Here is a 16723-nt window from a genome sequence, read left to right as displayed (position 1 = left end):
GTCTCCAGAGTCTCAGCGATCGGACACAACCACAGTAATGTGGCTGGTGCGCTTCAGGATGCGATCTGCACGACCTTTTGCACGCGGCATAATGCGCTTCATGCTTGGGCCTTCGTCGACGAAAATTTTCGCGACTTTCAGATCGTCGATATCAGCGCCATCGTTGTGTTCAGCGTTAGCAATGGCAGATTCCAGAACTTTCTTGACCAGTACAGCCGCTTTCTTGTTGGTGTAGGTCAAAATGTCCAGTGCCTGCGACACTTTCTTACCGCGGATCAGGTCAGCAACAAGGCGAACCTTCTGAGCAGAAGAACGAGCGTGGCGATGTTGAGCTAAAGTTTCCATCTCTTCCTCCTACTTATTTCTTCTTGGCTTTTTTATCAGCCGCGTGACCGCGATAAGTACGTGTCGGCGCGAATTCACCCAGTTTGTGACCAACCATTTCGTCGGAAACAAAGACAGGAACGTGCTGACGACCATTATGGACAGCGATGGTCAAACCGATCATGTTAGGAAAGATCGTTGAACGACGGGACCAAGTGCGCAAAGGCTTCTTGTCACCGCTTTCCACCGCTTTCTCTACCTTCTTCAGCAAGTGCAGGTCAATAAAAGGACCTTTCTTGAGAGAACGTGGCATGGCTTATCCTCTAATATTATTTGCTACGGCGACGTACGATAAACTTATCGGTACGCTTGTTGCTACGGGTCTTCTTACCTTTGGTCTGAACGCCCCACGGGGTTACCGGGTGCTTACCAAAGTTACGACCTTCACCACCACCGTGCGGGTGATCTACTGGGTTCATCGCGGTACCACGAACGGTCGGACGAACACCACGCCAACGGGTTGCACCGGCTTTACCCAGAACGCGCAGCATATGCTCAGCGTTACCGACTTCGCCCAGTGTTGCGCGGCAGTCAGCTTCGACTTTACGCATTTCACCTGAACGCAGACGCAGGGTAACGTAGGAACCTTCACGCGCAACGATCTGCACGTAAGCACCGGCTGAGCGAGCAATCTGACCGCCTTTGCCTGGTTTCATTTCTACGTTGTGAACGGTAGAACCCACCGGGATGTTACGCATCGGCAGTGTGTTACCTGCTTTGATCGCAGCATCAACGCCAGACTGAATCTGGTCGCCGGCTTTCAGGCCTTTAGGGGCCAGGATGTAACGGCGTTCGCCGTCTTTGTACAGAACCAGTGCGATGTTCGCAGAGCGGTTCGGATCGTACTCAAGACGTTCAACGGTTGCCGGGATACCATCTTTGTTGCGTTTGAAATCAACCAGACGGTAAGCCTGCTTATGACCACCACCGATGTGACGGGTAGTGATGCGACCGTTGTTGTTGCGGCCACCGGATTTGCTGTTTTTTTCCAGCAATGGAGCAAACGGCTTGCCCTTGTGCAACTCTGGGTTCACCACTTTAACGACGTGGCGACGACCCGGAGATGTCGGTTTACATTTAACAACTGCCATTGTCTTTCTCCTCCGACTTACTCAGCGCCGCCGACGAAGTCCAGATTCTGGCCTTCCTTCAGGGTGACGTAAGCTTTTTTCCAGTCGCTACGACGACCGATACGCTGTCCGTGACGCTTAACCTTACCTTTAACAACCAGGGTGTTTACGTCTTTAACTTCTACTTCGAACAGCTTCTCAACAGCAGCAACGATCTCTGCTTTAGTCGCGTCTTTAGCTACTTTGAGTACGATGGTGTTGGTTTTTTCCATCGCGCTAGATGCCTTTTCAGATACGTGCGGCGCGCGCAGTACTTTCAGCAGACGTTCTTCACGGATCATGCCAGCATCTCCTCAACTTGCTTAACTGCATCAGCAGTCATAACGACTTTGTCGAAGGCGATCAGGCTAACTGGATCGATACCCGCTGCATCACGCACGTCAACCTTGTACAGGTTACGCGCAGCCAGGAACAGATTCTCATCCAGTTCACCGGTGATGATCAGCACGTCTTCCAGCGCCATGTCTTTCAGCTTCTGCGCCAGCAACTTAGTTTTCGGTGCTTCAACAGAGAACTGCTCGACGACGATCAGACGATCTTGACGTACCAGTTCGGACAGGATGCTTTTCAGCGCGCCGCGGTACATCTTTTTATTAACTTTTTGACTGTGGTCTTGTGGCTTCGCAGCAAAGGTCACGCCACCTGAACGCCAGATCGGGCTCTTTACAGAACCTGAACGCGCACGGCCGGTGCCTTTCTGACGCCAAGGCTTTTTGCCTGAACCGGTTACTTCAGCGCGAGTTTTCTGCGCGCGAGTACCCTGGCGGGCGCCTGATGCGTAAGCAACAACAACCTGGTGAACCAGCGCTTCGTTGAAATCACGACCGAAGGTAGTTTCGGAAACAGTCAGCGCGCTCTGCGCGTCTTTCAATACTAATTCCATTGCTATCCCCTTACGCCTTCACAGCTGGTTTAACGATCAGGTCGCTACCGGTAGCACCGGGAACTGCACCTTTAACCAGCAGCAGGTTGCGCTCAGCGTCAACACGTACTACGTCCAGGCTCTGAACAGTTACGCGCTCATTACCCAGCTGACCTGCCATTTTCTTGCCTTTGAACACTTTGCCCGGAGTCTGGTTCTGACCGATAGAACCCGGAACGCGGTGAGACAAGGAGTTACCATGGGTAGCGTCCTGGGTACGGAAGTTCCAGCGCTTAACGGTACCTGCGAAACCTTTACCTTTAGAGGTGCCAGTTACGTCTACTTTTTTAACGTCAGCGAAAATTTCAACGCTGATGCTCTGACCTACGGCATACTCATCACCTTCAACGGTGCGGAATTCCCACAGGCCACGGCCAGCTTCTACGCCAGCTTTAGCAAAATGACCAGCTTCAGGTTTGGTCACACGGTTTGCTTTTTTAGCACCGGTGGTAACCTGAATTGCCTGGTAACCATCGTTTTCCAGGCCTTTGACCTGAGTAACGCGGTTCGCTTCAACTTCGATTACGGTTACTGGGATAGAAACGCCATCTTCAGTGAAGATGCGGGTCATACCCACTTTTTTACCGACTAAACCAATCATTGTTTCAACCTCTCAATCGCTCGATGACCTGATTAACCCAGGCTGATCTGCACGTCAACACCGGCAGCCAGGTCCAGACGCATCAGAGCATCAACGGTTTTCTCAGTTGGCTCAACGATGTCTACCAGACGCTTGTGAGTGCGAATTTCGTACTGATCACGCGCGTCTTTGTTAACGTGCGGGGAGATCAGAACGGTAAAGCGCTCTTTGCGGGTTGGCAGCGGGATCGGACCACGGACCTGCGCACCAGTGCGCTTGGCAGTCTCGACGATTTCCGCGGTTGATTGATCGATCAGACGATGATCAAACGCTTTAAGACGGATACGGATTCTTTGGTTCGACATGAGACCAAGGCTCCAAACATTTTATAGACGAAAAAAATTACTACTCGAACCCATTACGATTGATGGGAGAGTGTAATCGTTCAGCATATAACTCCACAGTTGGGAGTATTGTCAGACGGCCCAACATTCTGCCGTCTGCGATTCAGCTCGAATCGCGCCTACCAATATCGGTAGGCCCGCGCATTATACGTATATTTGCTCAGGAAGCAACCCATGTCAGGAATTTGCCGGTGAAAAGTGGAAACTGATGTGCTGGCACAGCCCGCACAAAATGATGAATAAGAGATGTAAAGCCGCAATTTCTCTGTGAGGGGCGCTCCACTCTGCTCATCTTGCCCGCGACGTCAGATGGGCCTTCCGCCAGGCTGAGGCGACATGTCAGTTCATTTGAGGCAATGCGGTGCTTATCATCCTGTTCACTGTCACGGCGCTTGGCGCCGCTCTGGGTAGCACTCTTGCCCTGGCCTGCCAACGTTACTCGCCCACGGCGTCACCGTCCGACTGGTTCCGCGCGCTGTGGACGCCACCTTCGCGATGCATGCTGTGCCGGGCCCCCATCCTGTGGCGCGATAAAATCCCCTTAATCAGCTGGCTGTGTCTTCAGGGGCGCTGTCGTGCCTGTCGCCAGGCTATCGGCGTGCTGCCCCTGCTGTTTGAGCTGACGGGCGCCCTGCTTTGCCTGATGCTGGTGATCGTGTTTAACGCGTGCCCCCTCACCGCAGCATTTATTCTGGTGGCGTCCTGCCTGCTTCTGTTACTTGCGGTTATTGACCAGCGCCACTTCCTGCTGCCGGATGTGCTGACGGGCGCTTTACTCTGGCTGGGACTGTCGCGCTTCTTTTTCGCTGCGCCGCTCTCCGTCACCTCGGCAGTCGGTGGTGCCGTCGCAGGTTACGGTTCACTCTGGCTACTGGCCTGGCTGTATCGTCAGATAAAGCATCAAGAGGGATTGGGTAACGGCGATATCAAACTCTTTGCCGCACTGGGCATATGGTGTGGTTGGCAGGCTCTGCCGTGGATTGCCTTGATAGCCAGTGTGTCAGCCCTGCTTGCCTTTGCGGTCAGGGCTATCATCCACAAGCGCTTGTATATGAACAGCCCGCTTCCTTTTGGCCCTTTTCTGGCCGCCGCGGGCTGGGGAATGATCGTCCTGCAAAGCCTCATTCGTCTCTGATTTGCGCCTGAAGATAGTTTTGAATGCCCATTTTTTTGATCAGATCGAGTTCGGTCTCGATCCAGTCGATATGGTGCTCTTCGTCCGCAAGGATTTCGATCATCATATCCCGACTGACGTAGTCATGAATTTTGTCGGCATACGCGATCGCTTCGCGCAGATCTTTTGCGCCTTCAAGTTCAAGGTTAAGATCGGACTGCAGCATCTCTTCCACATCCTCTCCGACCCTGAGTCGTCCCAGATCCTGCAGATTTGGAATGCCCTCAAGAAACAGAATGCGTTCAATGTATTTGTCCGCATGCTTCATTTCATCAATGGATTCGTGGTACTCAACGTCATTAAGACGCATCAGCCCCCAGTTTTTGAACATCCGCGCATGGAGAAAATACTGATTAATCGCAACCAGTTCATTCCCTAACAGTTTATTGAGATGACTTATGATTTTCGCATCGCCCTTCATTTCACGTCCTCCGCTCATGTTTATTTGAGCGTAGATGCGGTTAAAAAGAAGTCAAAAAAACGCGATGAAAACTGTGGGTATTATCATGTCCCAGGAAAGAAAGCGCTCAGGCGATCTCTTTATACTGCGGAACCTGCTGCATCTCTTCATCCATGATTTCACGGGCGACACGAATGCACTTACCGCATTGCTTACCCACGGGTACGATTTGGCGAAGCTGCTGAATAGATTTCGGCTGGTAGCGGCGCACGACTTCACGGAGGGTCTTATCACTAATGGCATTACACAGACAGACGTACATTTCTTCATCACTCAGTCTATTTCGTGCACACAGTGTAAATGCGAATCGTTTTTATTTCAAACCTACCCTTTGTAGGGAAAACGTTCAGGTAGCCTGTTTAAGCCCAAAAAAAAGAGAGCACCTAAGTGCCCTCTTCTGTCTTGCTGTGACCGCTTACGCGGCCACATCAGATATCACAATTAAGCGATAACTTTAGCAACAACACCCGCGCCAACGGTACGGCCACCTTCGCGGATTGCGAAGCGCAGACCTTCGTCCATTGCGATTGGGTGAATCAGGGTAACAACCATTTTGATGTTGTCGCCTGGCATAACCATTTCAACGCCTTCTGGCAGCTCTACTGAACCGGTCACGTCTGTGGTACGGAAGTAGAACTGTGGACGGTAGCCCTTGAAGAACGGAGTATGGCGGCCACCTTCGTCTTTAGACAGAACGTAAACTTCTGACTCGAATGTGTGTGTGGCTTGATTGAGCCTGGCTTCGCCAGAACCTGACCACGCTGGATGTCTTCACGCTTGATACCGCGCAGCAGAACACCACAGTTTTCGCCTGCCTGACCCTGGTCCAGCAGTTTGCGGAACATTTCAACACCGGTACAGGTTGATTTCGCGGTATCTTTGATACCAACGATTTCAACTTCGTCGCCGACTTTAACGATACCGCGCTCTACACGACCGGTTACAACAGTACCACGGCCAGAGATTGAGAATACGTCTTCGATTGGCAGCAGGAATGGCATATCGATTGCACGTACTGGATCCGGGATGTAGTTATCCAGGTGACCAGCCAGCTCAACGATCTTCTCTTCCCACTCTGGGTTGCCTTCCAGCGCTTTCAGGGCTGAACCGCGAACGATTGGTGTATCGTCGCCCGGGAAGTCGTACTGTGACAGCAGGTCACGAACTTCCATCTCAACCAGTTCCAGCAGCTCTTCGTCATCAACCATGTCACACTTGTTCAGGAACACGATGATGTAAGGAACGCCTACCTGACGACCCAGCAGGATGTGCTCACGGGTCTGCGGCATTGGGCCGTCAGTCGCAGCAACAACCAGGATCGCGCCGTCCATCTGCGCAGCACCGGTGATCATGTTTTTCACATAGTCGGCGTGGCCTGGGCAGTCAACGTGCGCATAGTGGCGAGACGGGGTTTCATACTCAACGTGTGCCGTGTTGATGGTGATACCACGTGCTTTTTCTTCCGGGGTGCTGTCGATCTGATCGAACGCACGTGCCTGGCCGCCGTTGGTTTTAGCCAGAACGGTGGTGATCGCTGCAGTCAGGGTGGTTTTACCGTGGTCAACGTGACCGATGGTGCCCACGTTTACGTGCAGTTTGTTACGTTGAAATTGCTCTTTCGCCATGGCGATATTCCTTACGTTATGCCTTCATCACTCTGGATGAAGGCATCAGTTCAAATTTAAACCGTAGCTTATTTGCTACGAGCTTCAATAACGGCCTGCGCAACGTTGCTCGGTGCGTCGTCATACTTCAGGAACTCCATGGAGTACGAAGCACGACCTTTGGTCAGAGAGCGCAGCTGAGTTGCATATCCGAACATTTCAGACAGCGGAACTTCAGCGTGGATCTGAACGCCAGTAGCGTTAGATTCTTGCCCTTTGAGCATACCACGACGACGGCTAAGGTCACCGATTACGTCACCGGTGTTCTCTTCTGGGGTTTCAACTTCAACCTTCATGATAGGCTCAAGCAGAACAGGCTGCGCTTTCTTAAAGCCATCTTTAAAGGCAATAGACGCGGCCAGTTTAAACGCCAGTTCAGAGGAGTCAACGTCATGGTAAGAACCGAAGTGCAGACGAACACCCAGATCCACAACCGGATAACCTGCCAGTGGGCCTGATTTCAACTGCTCCTGGATACCTTTATCAACGGCCGGGATGAATTCACCAGGAATTACACCACCTTTGATATCGTTGACAAATTCGTAACCTTTCGGGTTAACGCCCGGCTCCAGTGGGTACATGTCGATAACAACATGACCGTACTGACCACGACCACCAGACTGCTTGGCGTGTTTACCTTCGATACCGGTGACTTTAGAGCGAATGGCTTCACGGTAAGCAACCTGTGGTTTACCCACGTTCGCTTCAACGTTGAATTCACGCTTCATACGGTCAACGATGATATCGAGGTGAAGTTCACCCATACCAGCGATGATAGTCTGGTTAGACTCTTCGTCAGTCCATACGCGGAATGACGGGTCTTCTTTCGCCAGACGACCCAGAGCCAGACCCATTTTTTCCTGGTCAGCTTTGGTTTTCGGCTCAACGGCGATAGAAATTACCGGCTCTGGGAATTCCATGCGCTCAAGGATGATGACGTTATCTGGGTCACACAGGGTGTCACCTGTCGTCACGTCCTTCAGGCCGATCGCTGCTGCGATATCGCCCGCACGAACTTCTTTGATTTCTTCACGCTTGTTGGCGTGCATCTGAACGATACGGCCCAGACGCTCACGGTTTGACTTAACCGGGTTGAATACGGTATCACCCGTGTTAACCACACCAGAGTAAACGCGGAAGAAGGTCAGGTTACCTACAAACGGGTCGGTAGCGATTTTAAACGCCAGCGCAGCAAACGGCTCTTTGTCATCGGAATGACGCTCAGCCGGTGTGTCTTTACCGTCGTCCAGGATACCGTTGATCGCGGTAACGTCAGTCGGTGCTGGCAGGTATTCAACAACCGCATCCAGCATCGCCTGAACACCTTTGTTCTTAAATGCAGAACCACAGGTCACCAGGATGATTTCGTTTTTCAGAACGCGCTTACGCAGAGAAGTTTTGATCTCTTCTTCTGTCAGCTCTTCACCGCCGAAGAATTTCTCCATCAGCTCGTCAGAACCTTCAGCTGCGGCTTCAACCAGTTTCGCACGCCATTCTTCAGCCAGTTCCTGCATGTTGGCTGGAATGTCTTCGTAAACGAAGGTCACGCCCTGGTCTTCATCGTTCCAGTTGATCGCTTTCATTTTCACCAGGTCAACAACACCGGTGAAGCTGTCTTCTGCGCCGATAGCCAGCTGAAGTGGGACTGGGTTTGCACCCAGACGCGCTTTCATCTGGTCAACAACTTTCAGGAAGTTAGCACCCATGCGGTCCATTTTGTTAACGAACGCGATGCGTGGAACTTTATATTTGTTAGCCTGGCGCCATACGGTTTCAGACTGTGGCTGAACACCACCAACTGCACAGTAAACCATAACTGCGCCATCAAGCACACGCATAGAACGCTCAACTTCGATGGTGAAGTCAACGTGTCCCGGGGTGTCGATGATGTTTACGTGGTGTGGTTCAAACTGCTTAGCCATACCAGACCAGTAGCAGGTGGTCGCAGCTGACGTGATGGTAATACCACGTTCCTGCTCCTGCTCCATCCAGTCCATGGTTGCTGCGCCGTCATGAACTTCACCGATTTTGTGGTTTACACCGGTGTAGAACAGAACACGTTCGGTAGTTGTAGTCTTACCGGCGTCGATGTGCGCACTGATACCAATGTTACGGTAGCGCTCAATGGGTGTTTTACGAGCCATTTGATTCCTCTGATTCTTAGACGTTCTAAGTTAATAAAGCCCAGCAGGTAAGCCACTGGGACGCCCGCTGGGTTAATAACACCTACGCAGCTGTTACCAGCGGTAGTGAGCGAACGCCTTGTTGGCTTCAGCCATACGGTGAACGTCTTCACGTTTCTTCACTGCAGTACCTTTGTTTTCTGCAGCATCAGAAAGTTCGTTCGCCAGGCGTAAAGCCATAGATTTATCACCGCGTTTACGAGCAGCTTCTACGATCCAACGCATTGCCAGGGCATTACGACGAACCGGACGGACTTCAACTGGAACCTGGTAGGTTGAACCACCAACGCGACGTGACTTAACTTCGACAGTCGGACGTACGTTTTCGAGAGCAACCTCGAACGCTTCCAGGCCATCTTTACCAGCACGTTGAGCCAGGGTCTCAAGCGCGGTATAGACGATAGATTCGGCAGTAGATTTTTTACCATCTACCATCAGGATGTTTACAAATTTAGCCAGCAGCTCTGATCCGAACTTAGGATCCGGCAGAATTTTACGCTGACCAATGACGCGACGACGTGGCATGGAAATACTCCGTTGTTAATTCAGGATTGTCCAAAACTCTACGAGTTTAGTTTGACATTTAAGTTAAAACGTTTGGCCTTACTTAACGGAGAACCATTAAGCCTTTGGCTTCTTCACGCCGTACTTGGAGCGTGACTGCTTACGGTCTTTAACACCTGAGCAGTCCAGCGCGCCACGAACGGTGTGGTAACGCACACCTGGCAGGTCTTTAACACGACCGCCACGGATCAGGATCACGGAGTGTTCCTGCAGGTTATGACCTTCACCGCCGATGTAGGAGGTGACTTCAAAACCGTTAGTCAAACGCACACGGCAAACTTTACGCAGTGCTGAGTTTGGTTTTTTAGGAGTGGTGGTGTACACACGAGTACAAACACCACGTTTCTGCGGGCAAGCTTCCAGCGCCGGCACGTTGCTCTTTGCAACTTTGCGGACGCGTGGTTTGCGAACCAGCTGGTTAACTGTTGCCATTAAATAGCTCCTGGGATTTAGCTTTTTGCTTCGTAAACACGTAATAAATCACCTCGTAGAATTACGAGGAGGCAGAATTTTAGGGCTGTGTCAAAAGGGTGTCAAGAAATAACCAGGGGGTTAACGAATTACCAGGCCATTTGTTGTCGATGTTTTACCGTTAACGCAACGAAGAAAGTATAGTCTACTGGCTGCACAATGGGGGAAATTTGCTCGCCCAGCCCGCGTGCATTCAGGTCCGCTTCCAACGCCCACACGTTTACCCCACTGGCGCTCAGTTTTTCCAACGCCTTACTGCCCTGCATCGCAGCCAGCACGCCGTCCTGCAGCAATAACAGGTCGTCGTCCGGGCTGAGGAGCAAAGACAGCGAATCGATATCACTGTAGGCCGGAGAATGAAATAAAGTATGCAGCATTACACGCTCTTAAAAAGTCACAATACGGTCATAGCTCGCGAGTTTTTGACGCAGCAACGGCGCATCTAAAATCTCAGCATCCAACATGCGCGGCGCACGTTCCGCTAAACCGCGATCCCGTAACGCGTCCCGACACAGGTAACATTGCTCAATATCGTACAGCGCCAGCACACCAAAGGTCGCGGCATAATGACGGGCGTGAATGCTTTCTGGCTGTTGCCCGCTGCAGAGCTGGAGCACGCCATCGCCGATAAAAAACAGGCCAATATCGTCGCTTAACGCGCCGGTGGCCAGCGCAGCATCCAGTCCTTCACGCCCCGCGCTGCTACCATGCGGCGCACGGGTAAAAACAAATGCAACACGATTCATTAAAACTGCACCATACGTTCGCAACGCAGCAGAGCTTCCGCCAGCGCGCCTAACCCCGCCAGCGTAAAGCCGGGTTGAAGATTAGCGCCGGGCAGCGCCAGCCGTGACGCTTCCTGCTGGTCGGTCACGCCGCGGCGTAACGCCGCCGCAACGCAGATATTCAGCGCGACGCCCTGAGTCTGACTGAGTGTCTGCCATGCCCTTACCAGATCAAACTCATCACTGGCCGGTGCCGTCAGCTGATTCGCATTCAGCACCCCTTCGCGGTAAAAGAACACGCTTTCCAGTTGATGGCCGGCTGCCAGCAACGCGTTGGCAAACAGCAAGGCGCTGGTCGCCTGCTGCGTGCCATAAGCCGGTCCCGTCACTAACAGCGCATAGCGCATTAGCGATCCTGCCCCTGAAAGTCGCCATTTTTAAACTGACGGATGTACAGATACACGGTGTGTTTAGAAATATTTAAGCGGTCCGCCACCTGATTAATCGCGTCCTTGATGTCAAAAATACCTTTCTCATACAGGTTCAATACGATCTGACGATTTTTGGCATTATTAGAGACGTTGCGATCGGCGCTCACCTCTTCAATAGTAAATTCCAGCGTTTGCATCACCAGGTCGTCTACCGAACTGGCGAAGTTGACGTTGGAGTCAACCTGATGCATCTCAGGGGGAAGAAATGTCGACATAATCTGCGAAAACGGAACATCAAGGTTCATATTGATACACAGCAGCCCAATCACCCGCTGCTGTCGGTTACGAATCGCGATGGTCACTGACTTCATCAGCACACCGCTTTTCGCGCGGGTAAAGTAGGCACGGGAAACATTGCTGTCTGCACCCTGCATATCGTGCAGCATGCGCAGTGCTAAATCCGTAATGGGCGATCCCACTTTACGCCCTGTGTGCTCGCCGTTAGCAATGCGCACGGCCGAACAGTTCAGATCCTCCAGTGAGTGAAGGACGATTTCGCAATGCGAGCCAATCAACATGGCAAGGCCATCTACGACGGCCTCATACGACTTTAGAATATCGTAATCAGTTTGCTCGAACGGATGCTGCTCCAGAAGATCGAAGTCGCTCAGTTCACCGGGATTGAATGGATTAGACATTGAAGACATCACCCTACATGGCTGGAGCCTGTCTCAGCGGCTTACGGGCAGACTCAATATTGGGATAGTTATGCAGGCGATAGTCTGGCAAATGTCGCGGGCTTATGCCAGAGGTTTGTCATAAACAGAAACCGCCACCCGAAGGTGGCGGTAGACAGATTACTGCGATTTCTTCGCGTCAGCAGCAGGGGCCTGCGTTTTTTCATCCGCTTTCGGAGCAGGTTTGATATCAAGCAGTTCAACATCAAACACCAGGGTGGAGTTAGCCGGAATACCCGGAACGCCGTTTTTACCGTAAGCAAGGTTCGGTGGAATGACCAGCTTGATCTTACCGCCTTTCTTAACGTGCTTCAGGCCTTCGGTCCAGCCCGGGATCACGCCATCAAGACGGAATGACAGAGGCTCACCGCGCGTGTAAGAGTTGTCGAACTCAGTACCGTCAATCAGCGTACCTTTATAGTTGACGACCACGGTATCGCTGTCTTTCGGCGCATCGCCGGTGCCTTCTTTCTCTACTTTGTAAAGCAGACCACTGTCAGTTTTCTTCACGCCGCTCTCTTTGGCAAACTTAGCGCTGTAAGCTTCCCCTTTCTCAGCGTTTTCTTTCGCGTCTTTTTCCATCTTGGCTGAAGCCGCGCCTTTCACACGCACTTCAAACGCCTGCAGTGTTTGCTCGATTTCTTCGTCAGACAGTTTGCTCTTGCCACCGAATGCATCCTGAACACCGGCAATCAGCTGCTGTTTGTCCAGTTTGATGCCCAGCTTCTCTTGTTCTTTCAGAGAGTTGTCCATGTAACGGCCCAGCGATGCACCTAATGCATATGCAGATTGCTGATCTTCGTTTTTGAAGGCAGCGTTTTTTGGAGCCTGGGGAGCAGTCTGAGGTGCATCAGCAGCAGCCGGTGCCGCTGCAGTTTCTGCGGCCATTGCCAGCGGAGCATTTAGCGCAACGGCCATGGTGGTAGCTAACAATGTGACTTTGAACAGTGATTTCATCCTTTCTCCAAAACCGAAGCCTGACACCTCGGGAATCATTGCGGACTGCGGGCCCACACTATAACTTTACGTGGCAGTGGCGAACACTCCCACAGCGTAATTATCCTGGTCTACTTCCGACCTTTTTTGCATCAGGAAGTTTCACCAGAGATGCTGCCATCTGGGCCATTTTCAAGCTAAACACTAAATTAAAGATAAAAAATAGGGCAATTCTGCAACGTCAGCCATTAGAATTGCGCGCTGAGTAGCACCTTAACAGGAGAACAGGTCATGCAACAGTCAGAGTGGGAACAACGTATTGAAACGCTTGAAAGTAAACTGGCTTTTCAGGAGATGACCATCGATCAACTGAACAATACCGTGGTCCAGCATGAACTTGAAATGAGTAAGATGCGCGAACATATGCGCCTGCTGCTTGAGAAGTTCAAAGCCAGCGCGCCATCGATGATTGCCGATCCTTCTGAAGAAACGCCACCGCCTCATTACTGATTCAGGCGGTTATCGACGCGCGCACCGCGACAGGCAGAAAAAAGTAAGGCCACCCGGAGGTGGCCTTGACATGCAGATTTGAACTTAGTGGCTGCAACCGCAACCACCGGTACCGCAACCACCCTGACCGTGGTCATGGCCGTGATCGTGATCGTGGTCATGATCGTGATGATGACCATCGGCACCGTGAACGTGGCCATGGGCCAGCTCTTCCGGTGTGGCTTCACGAATCGCAACCACCTCAACATTGAAGTTCAGGTTCTGACCTGCCAGCATGTGGTTACCGTCAACCACAACATGCTCGTCTTCAACTTCGGTGATTTCAACCGGTACTGGGCCCTGATCGGTTTCTGCCAGGAAACGCATACCAACCTGTAATTCATCAACGCCCATAAAAACGTCTTTTGGTACGCGCTGTACCAGGTTGTCATCGTACTGACCGTAAGCGTCGTTTGCAGGAATGTGCACCTCAAACTTATCGCCCGCTACGTGGTTTTCCAGCGCGTTTTCCAGACCAGAAATCAGGGAACCATGACCGTGCAGATAGTCTAACGGTGCACTCACCGGTGACTCGTCAACCAACACACCGTCTTCTGTACGTACCTGATAGGCCAGGCTTACCACCAGGTCTTTTGCTACTTTCATGATATCTCCTAACCGTTGAGAACAAAGATCCCGTCTCATTGGTCTATTCTTGCGTGCAATAACACCAACCAGAAAGGTTCGGGGCTGAGTACAAGAGGTTATCTTTTTCTCTTGCGACCACAGCGTTAATGGCGTCAATTGTAACGGAATTCAATCCCGCTGTGTGGTTAAGCTTAAAAAAAGCTGGGCCATTTCGCTACTCGGGATGGAAAATTCCGATCACCTGCTCATTGCTGCGAACCTGATCGCGTGCCTGTTTATCCGCTTCGCGCATTTGATGGCCGCACTTCACACACTCAACCACATCGACATTGTTTTCACGCCACATGGCCAGCGTGTCTTTTTCCTGGCAGTGCGGACAAACCGCACCGGCAATAAAACGTTTACGCATGATGCTCTACCTGCCTTCTCTGATTACTGATCGTCGTCCCAGTCATGGATCTGACGCCGTTCATGCTGCATTTCACGCTGGAAGATATCTTCAAGTTCCCGACGGGCTTCACGCGCACGAGAAATCTGTGCATTGTCGGAATGGGCGGGCATCAGTTCCCGTAACATGCGCATATCCAGCCGACGGAAATGCTGCTGTGCGCGGTGCGCCTGATGCGGATGCATACCCAACGACATCAATGTTTTACGCCCCAGTTCCAGCGCACTGGAAAAGGTTTCACGCGAGAACTGCGTAACGCCCGCCTGAAGTAGCTCGTGGGCTTCTACGCGGCCGCGAGCACGCGCCATGATGTGCAGATGCGGAAAATGCTGCTGGCAGAGATGGACAATCGTCATGGCATCTTCCGGATTACTGCAGGTAATCACAATGGATTGCGCACTGGCCGCCCCGGCTGCACGCAGTAGCTCCAGCTCGGTGGCATCGCCATAATAAACCTTGTAGCCATATTTACGCATCAGGCTCACCGCGCTGATATCGCGCTCCAGTACCGTGATACGTTTATTGTTCGCCATCAGCAAGCGGCCAACGACCTGACCAAAACGACCAAAGCCCACCACAATAACCTGCGGCTGATCGTCTTCAACGAACGGCTTTTCAGCATCTTCGTCGATTTCATTGAAACGACGCGCTAACAGACGGTCAATGCCTTGCATCAGCAGTGGCGTCGTCATCATGGACAAGGTCACGGTTACCAGCAGAAGCGGAAGTTGATCGCCCGAAAACAGTTTGGCGGATGACGCGGCTGAAAACAGGACGAAGGCAAACTCACCGCCCTGACTCAGTACACCGGCAAACTGCTGGCGCTCCGAGCTGCGCAGACCATAAATACGCGCCAGTACGTATAAAACCAGGATTTTTACCGCCACCAGCGCCAGTACGCCCAGCAAAATCGCGATAATATGGGTATAGAGCACGCCAAGATTCAGCGCCATGCCGACTGAGATAAAAAACAGCCCCAGCAGCAAACCTTTAAACGGCTCAATCGCCACTTCCAGCTCATGCCGGTATTCACTTTCCGCCAACAGAATGCCGGCGATAAATGTCCCCAGCGCCATGGACAATCCCAGCGCATCCATAAACAGCGCCGATCCTAATACCAGCAGCAGTGAAGCAGCGGTAAACACCTCGCGTACGCCCGATGCCGCGATATAACGAAAAATGGGGCGCAGCAAATAACGGCCACCCACTAACATGCCAGCGAAGGCCAGCACCTTCATGCCCACTTTCATCCAGTCGATACTGCCGCTGTCATTGCCTGCCAGCAGCGGAATCAACGCCAGAGCTGGAATGACGGCCAGATCCTGGAACAGCAGTACTGAAAAGCCTAACTGCCCGGCTTCACTGCGATTCATTCCCTTGTCGCGCATCAGCTGGAGCGCCATCGCCGTGGATGACATTGCCAGACCAATGCCGCCAATAACCGCCGCTCGCCAGTCAAATTTGGTCAGCCACAGCAATACGCCGAGAATGGCCGCTGAAAAAATCACCTGCGCCGCGCCGATACCAAAAATAGAACGGCGCAGCGCCCAAAGCTTTGCCGGATTAAGCTCCAGCCCGATGATAAACATCAGAAACACGACGCCCAGCTCAGAAAAGTGCAGAATCTCATCGACGTCGCTAATAAACCCCAGTCCCCATGGCCCGATAGCAATACCGGCCAGCAAGTACCCTAAAACCGCGCCAATACCGAGACGCGCCGCTACCGGTACGATCAGCACCGCCGCAACGAGATAGATTACCCCCGCGGTCAGTAGCGTTTGTCCTTCCATTTATAACCCTCCATTTGGCAGCGGTGCTGCCAGCCAGTCGCTGTACGCGCGGGCATAGTTTTTCAGTAAATCGGGATCCTGACGGCGAGCCCAGTAAATAATCATCGGCGGCATCCAGTGCATGCGGCACATCTGCGCCGTCAGCTCGAAGGGACGTAAAATGTCATTCATGGCGTAGCGATTTAGCCCCTGGCGCTGAAAGGCGGACTCTGGCTCACCGGTGGTCACAATACTGCGCCAGTATTTGCCTTCGAGCGCATTACCATCCACGCCGTTGGCAAAGCCGCGCGACAGCACGCGATCCAGCCACTCTTTTAACAGCGCCGGGCAGCTGTAGGTGTAAAGCGGATGTTGAAAAATAATCACATCATGCTCACGCAGCAGCTGTTGCTCGTGGTAGACATCAATAAAAAAATCCGGGTAGGCAGCATAGAGATCGTGAACGGTGACATGTTCTGTTTTCTCTGCCGCCTCCAGCAAAATGCGATTTGCCTTTGAATCCTGTGCTTCAGGATGAGCAAAAAGCAGCAAAATCTTAGGTGGCTGCGACATCCTTTCCCTCCAAAGCGTCGTCATTGGTGCA

23 protein-coding genes and 1 pseudogene are annotated in these 16723 nt (G+C 52.1%); 2 read left to right on the top strand and 22 right to left on the bottom strand.

The window, feature by feature from the left end; all coding sequences use genetic code 11:
- Window positions 1–12 precede the first annotated feature (12 nt).
- The 7 genes from rplV to rpsJ are packed head-to-tail and all read right to left on the bottom strand — an operon-like array spanning window position 13 to window position 3381.
- On the bottom strand, window positions 13–345 hold the full coding sequence (gene rplV / locus P9J57_RS02130; protein WP_002919773.1) for a 50S ribosomal protein L22: 333 nt from the start codon (window positions 343–345) through the stop codon (window positions 13–15).
- Window positions 346–358: 13 nt separating this feature from the next.
- Window positions 359–637, bottom strand: a complete 279-nt coding sequence (rpsS, locus tag P9J57_RS02125) for a 30S ribosomal protein S19 (RefSeq protein ID WP_001138115.1) — start codon at window positions 635–637, stop codon at window positions 359–361.
- 16 nt (window positions 638–653) lie between these two features.
- Entirely contained in the window at window positions 654–1475 is an 822-nt protein-coding gene (gene rplB / locus P9J57_RS02120; protein WP_006120586.1) for a 50S ribosomal protein L2, read from the bottom strand.
- A gap of 17 nt (window positions 1476–1492) precedes the next feature.
- The gene (gene rplW, locus P9J57_RS02115; RefSeq protein WP_006120585.1) at window positions 1493–1795 is read right to left on the bottom strand and encodes a 50S ribosomal protein L23; all 303 of its coding nucleotides are present in this window, start codon (window positions 1793–1795) and stop codon (window positions 1493–1495) included.
- The gene (gene rplD / locus P9J57_RS02110; protein ID WP_006120584.1) at window positions 1792–2397 is read right to left on the bottom strand and encodes a 50S ribosomal protein L4; all 606 of its coding nucleotides are present in this window, start codon (window positions 2395–2397) and stop codon (window positions 1792–1794) included. The genes rplW and rplD overlap by 4 nt, the downstream gene beginning before the upstream one ends.
- A 10-nt stretch (window positions 2398–2407) precedes the next feature.
- Window positions 2408–3037 (bottom strand): 50S ribosomal protein L3, encoded by a 630-nt coding sequence (rplC, locus tag P9J57_RS02105; protein WP_013027467.1) that lies wholly within the window; start codon window positions 3035–3037, stop codon window positions 2408–2410.
- Window positions 3038–3069: 32 nt separating this feature from the next.
- The gene (rpsJ, locus tag P9J57_RS02100) at window positions 3070–3381 is read right to left on the bottom strand and encodes a 30S ribosomal protein S10 (protein ID WP_006120582.1); all 312 of its coding nucleotides are present in this window, start codon (window positions 3379–3381) and stop codon (window positions 3070–3072) included.
- Window positions 3382–3781: 400 nt separating this feature from the next.
- Between rpsJ and P9J57_RS02095 the strand changes: the two genes are divergently transcribed.
- The gene (locus tag P9J57_RS02095) at window positions 3782–4555 is read left to right on the top strand and encodes a prepilin peptidase (protein ID WP_028715863.1); all 774 of its coding nucleotides are present in this window, start codon (window positions 3782–3784) and stop codon (window positions 4553–4555) included.
- Here the strand turns inward: P9J57_RS02095 and bfr are convergent.
- From bfr to fkpA, 11 genes and pseudogenes are all read right to left on the bottom strand, one after another.
- Complete coding sequence (gene bfr / locus P9J57_RS02090) at window positions 4542–5015, bottom strand: bacterioferritin (RefSeq protein WP_014604871.1); 474 nt, start codon at window positions 5013–5015, stop codon at window positions 4542–4544. The two genes, P9J57_RS02095 and bfr, sit on opposite strands and share 14 nt — an antisense overlap.
- Before the next feature lie 106 nt (window positions 5016–5121).
- Window positions 5122–5316 (bottom strand): bacterioferritin-associated ferredoxin, encoded by a 195-nt coding sequence (bfd, locus tag P9J57_RS02085; protein ID WP_013027470.1) that lies wholly within the window; start codon window positions 5314–5316, stop codon window positions 5122–5124.
- A gap of 179 nt (window positions 5317–5495) precedes the next feature.
- Window positions 5496–6679: pseudogene (tuf, locus tag P9J57_RS02080) on the bottom strand (elongation factor Tu).
- Window positions 6680–6747: 68 nt separating this feature from the next.
- The gene (gene fusA, locus P9J57_RS02075; RefSeq protein ID WP_013027472.1) at window positions 6748–8862 is read right to left on the bottom strand and encodes an elongation factor G; all 2115 of its coding nucleotides are present in this window, start codon (window positions 8860–8862) and stop codon (window positions 6748–6750) included.
- A 93-nt stretch (window positions 8863–8955) separates the two neighbouring features.
- Window positions 8956–9426: a 30S ribosomal protein S7 gene (gene rpsG / locus P9J57_RS02070; protein ID WP_006120576.1), complete on the bottom strand. Its 471-nt coding sequence runs from the start codon at window positions 9424–9426 to the stop codon at window positions 8956–8958.
- Window positions 9427–9522: 96 nt separating this feature from the next.
- Entirely contained in the window at window positions 9523–9897 is a 375-nt protein-coding gene (rpsL, locus tag P9J57_RS02065) for a 30S ribosomal protein S12 (protein WP_006120575.1), read from the bottom strand.
- 128 nt (window positions 9898–10025) lie between these two features.
- Window positions 10026–10313 carry a sulfurtransferase complex subunit TusB gene (gene tusB, locus P9J57_RS02060; protein ID WP_013027473.1) on the bottom strand — a complete coding sequence of 96 codons (288 nt, stop codon included), beginning with the start codon at window positions 10311–10313 and terminating at the stop codon, window positions 10026–10028.
- A 9-nt stretch (window positions 10314–10322) separates the two neighbouring features.
- Entirely contained in the window at window positions 10323–10682 is a 360-nt protein-coding gene (gene tusC, locus P9J57_RS02055) for a sulfurtransferase complex subunit TusC (RefSeq protein WP_015699398.1), read from the bottom strand.
- Window positions 10682–11068: a sulfurtransferase complex subunit TusD gene (gene tusD / locus P9J57_RS02050; RefSeq protein WP_013027475.1), complete on the bottom strand. Its 387-nt coding sequence runs from the start codon at window positions 11066–11068 to the stop codon at window positions 10682–10684. The genes tusC and tusD overlap by 1 nt, the downstream gene beginning before the upstream one ends.
- Window positions 11068–11790 (bottom strand): helix-turn-helix transcriptional regulator, encoded by a 723-nt coding sequence (locus tag P9J57_RS02045; RefSeq protein ID WP_014604869.1) that lies wholly within the window; start codon window positions 11788–11790, stop codon window positions 11068–11070. The genes tusD and P9J57_RS02045 overlap by 1 nt, the downstream gene beginning before the upstream one ends.
- 159 nt (window positions 11791–11949) lie before the next feature.
- A complete protein-coding gene (gene fkpA / locus P9J57_RS02040; RefSeq protein WP_024471368.1) occupies window positions 11950–12786 on the bottom strand; it encodes an FKBP-type peptidyl-prolyl cis-trans isomerase in 837 nt (278 codons plus the stop codon).
- Window positions 12787–13056: 270 nt separating this feature from the next.
- Between fkpA and P9J57_RS02035 the strand changes: the two genes are divergently transcribed.
- Window positions 13057–13275, top strand: a complete 219-nt coding sequence (locus tag P9J57_RS02035; protein ID WP_013027478.1) for a protein SlyX — start codon at window positions 13057–13059, stop codon at window positions 13273–13275.
- Between the two features lie 84 nt (window positions 13276–13359).
- On the opposite strand, the gene slyD is transcribed toward P9J57_RS02035, so the two are convergent.
- The 4 genes from slyD to kefG all read right to left on the bottom strand — a co-directional run bounded on the left by slyD (window position 13360) and on the right by kefG (window position 16692).
- Window positions 13360–13920 carry a peptidylprolyl isomerase gene (gene slyD / locus P9J57_RS02030; protein WP_014604868.1) on the bottom strand — a complete coding sequence of 187 codons (561 nt, stop codon included), beginning with the start codon at window positions 13918–13920 and terminating at the stop codon, window positions 13360–13362.
- 196 nt (window positions 13921–14116) lie between these two features.
- Window positions 14117–14311, bottom strand: a complete 195-nt coding sequence (locus P9J57_RS02025) for a YheV family putative zinc ribbon protein (protein WP_006120567.1) — start codon at window positions 14309–14311, stop codon at window positions 14117–14119.
- A gap of 23 nt (window positions 14312–14334) precedes the next feature.
- A complete protein-coding gene (gene kefB, locus P9J57_RS02020; RefSeq protein ID WP_013027480.1) occupies window positions 14335–16140 on the bottom strand; it encodes a glutathione-regulated potassium-efflux system protein KefB in 1806 nt (601 codons plus the stop codon).
- Window positions 16141–16692, bottom strand: coding sequence for a glutathione-regulated potassium-efflux system ancillary protein KefG (gene kefG, locus P9J57_RS02015; protein ID WP_013027481.1), 552 nt, complete (start codon window positions 16690–16692; stop codon window positions 16141–16143).
- Between the last annotated feature and the right edge of the window lie 31 nt (window positions 16693–16723).

The organism is Pantoea sp. nfd-35, assembly GCF_056892255.1.
The sequence above is the reverse complement of the archived record's forward strand: the minus strand, read 5'-3'. Positions and strand labels throughout refer to the sequence as shown.

Excerpts from the sequence above, each read along its gene's own strand:
- P9J57_RS02045 (WP_014604869.1), bottom strand. The coding sequence starts at position 11,790 with ATGTCTAATCCATTCAATCCCGGTGAACTGAGCGACTTCGATCTTCTG.
- fkpA (WP_024471368.1), bottom strand. The coding sequence starts at position 12,786 with ATGAAATCACTGTTCAAAGTCACATTGTTAGCTACCACCATGGCCGTT.
- tusB (WP_013027473.1), bottom strand. The coding sequence starts at position 10,313 with ATGCTGCATACTTTATTTCATTCTCCGGCCTACAGTGATATCGATTCG.
- rplD (WP_006120584.1), bottom strand. The coding sequence starts at position 2,397 with ATGGAATTAGTATTGAAAGACGCGCAGAGCGCGCTGACTGTTTCCGAA.
- tusD (WP_013027475.1), bottom strand. The coding sequence starts at position 11,068 with ATGCGCTATGCGCTGTTAGTGACGGGACCGGCTTATGGCACGCAGCAG.
- tusC (WP_015699398.1), bottom strand. The coding sequence starts at position 10,682 with ATGAATCGTGTTGCATTTGTTTTTACCCGTGCGCCGCATGGTAGCAGC.
- kefB (WP_013027480.1), bottom strand. The coding sequence starts at position 16,140 with ATGGAAGGACAAACGCTACTGACCGCGGGGGTAATCTATCTCGTTGCG.
- rplB (WP_006120586.1), bottom strand. The coding sequence starts at position 1,475 with ATGGCAGTTGTTAAATGTAAACCGACATCTCCGGGTCGTCGCCACGTC.
- rpsJ (WP_006120582.1), bottom strand. The coding sequence starts at position 3,381 with ATGTCGAACCAAAGAATCCGTATCCGTCTTAAAGCGTTTGATCATCGT.
- rpsG (WP_006120576.1), bottom strand. The coding sequence starts at position 9,426 with ATGCCACGTCGTCGCGTCATTGGTCAGCGTAAAATTCTGCCGGATCCT.
- bfr (WP_014604871.1), bottom strand. The coding sequence starts at position 5,015 with ATGAAGGGCGATGCGAAAATCATAAGTCATCTCAATAAACTGTTAGGG.
- P9J57_RS02025 (WP_006120567.1), bottom strand. The coding sequence starts at position 14,311 with ATGCGTAAACGTTTTATTGCCGGTGCGGTTTGTCCGCACTGCCAGGAA.
- rplW (WP_006120585.1), bottom strand. The coding sequence starts at position 1,795 with ATGATCCGTGAAGAACGTCTGCTGAAAGTACTGCGCGCGCCGCACGTA.
- P9J57_RS02035 (WP_013027478.1), top strand. The coding sequence starts at position 13,057 with ATGCAACAGTCAGAGTGGGAACAACGTATTGAAACGCTTGAAAGTAAA.
- rplC (WP_013027467.1), bottom strand. The coding sequence starts at position 3,037 with ATGATTGGTTTAGTCGGTAAAAAAGTGGGTATGACCCGCATCTTCACT.
- rpsL (WP_006120575.1), bottom strand. The coding sequence starts at position 9,897 with ATGGCAACAGTTAACCAGCTGGTTCGCAAACCACGCGTCCGCAAAGTT.
- bfd (WP_013027470.1), bottom strand. The coding sequence starts at position 5,316 with ATGTACGTCTGTCTGTGTAATGCCATTAGTGATAAGACCCTCCGTGAA.
- fusA (WP_013027472.1), bottom strand. The coding sequence starts at position 8,862 with ATGGCTCGTAAAACACCCATTGAGCGCTACCGTAACATTGGTATCAGT.
- rpsS (WP_001138115.1), bottom strand. The coding sequence starts at position 637 with ATGCCACGTTCTCTCAAGAAAGGTCCTTTTATTGACCTGCACTTGCTG.
- slyD (WP_014604868.1), bottom strand. The coding sequence starts at position 13,920 with ATGAAAGTAGCAAAAGACCTGGTGGTAAGCCTGGCCTATCAGGTACGT.
- kefG (WP_013027481.1), bottom strand. The coding sequence starts at position 16,692 with ATGTCGCAGCCACCTAAGATTTTGCTGCTTTTTGCTCATCCTGAAGCA.
- rplV (WP_002919773.1), bottom strand. The coding sequence starts at position 345 with ATGGAAACTTTAGCTCAACATCGCCACGCTCGTTCTTCTGCTCAGAAG.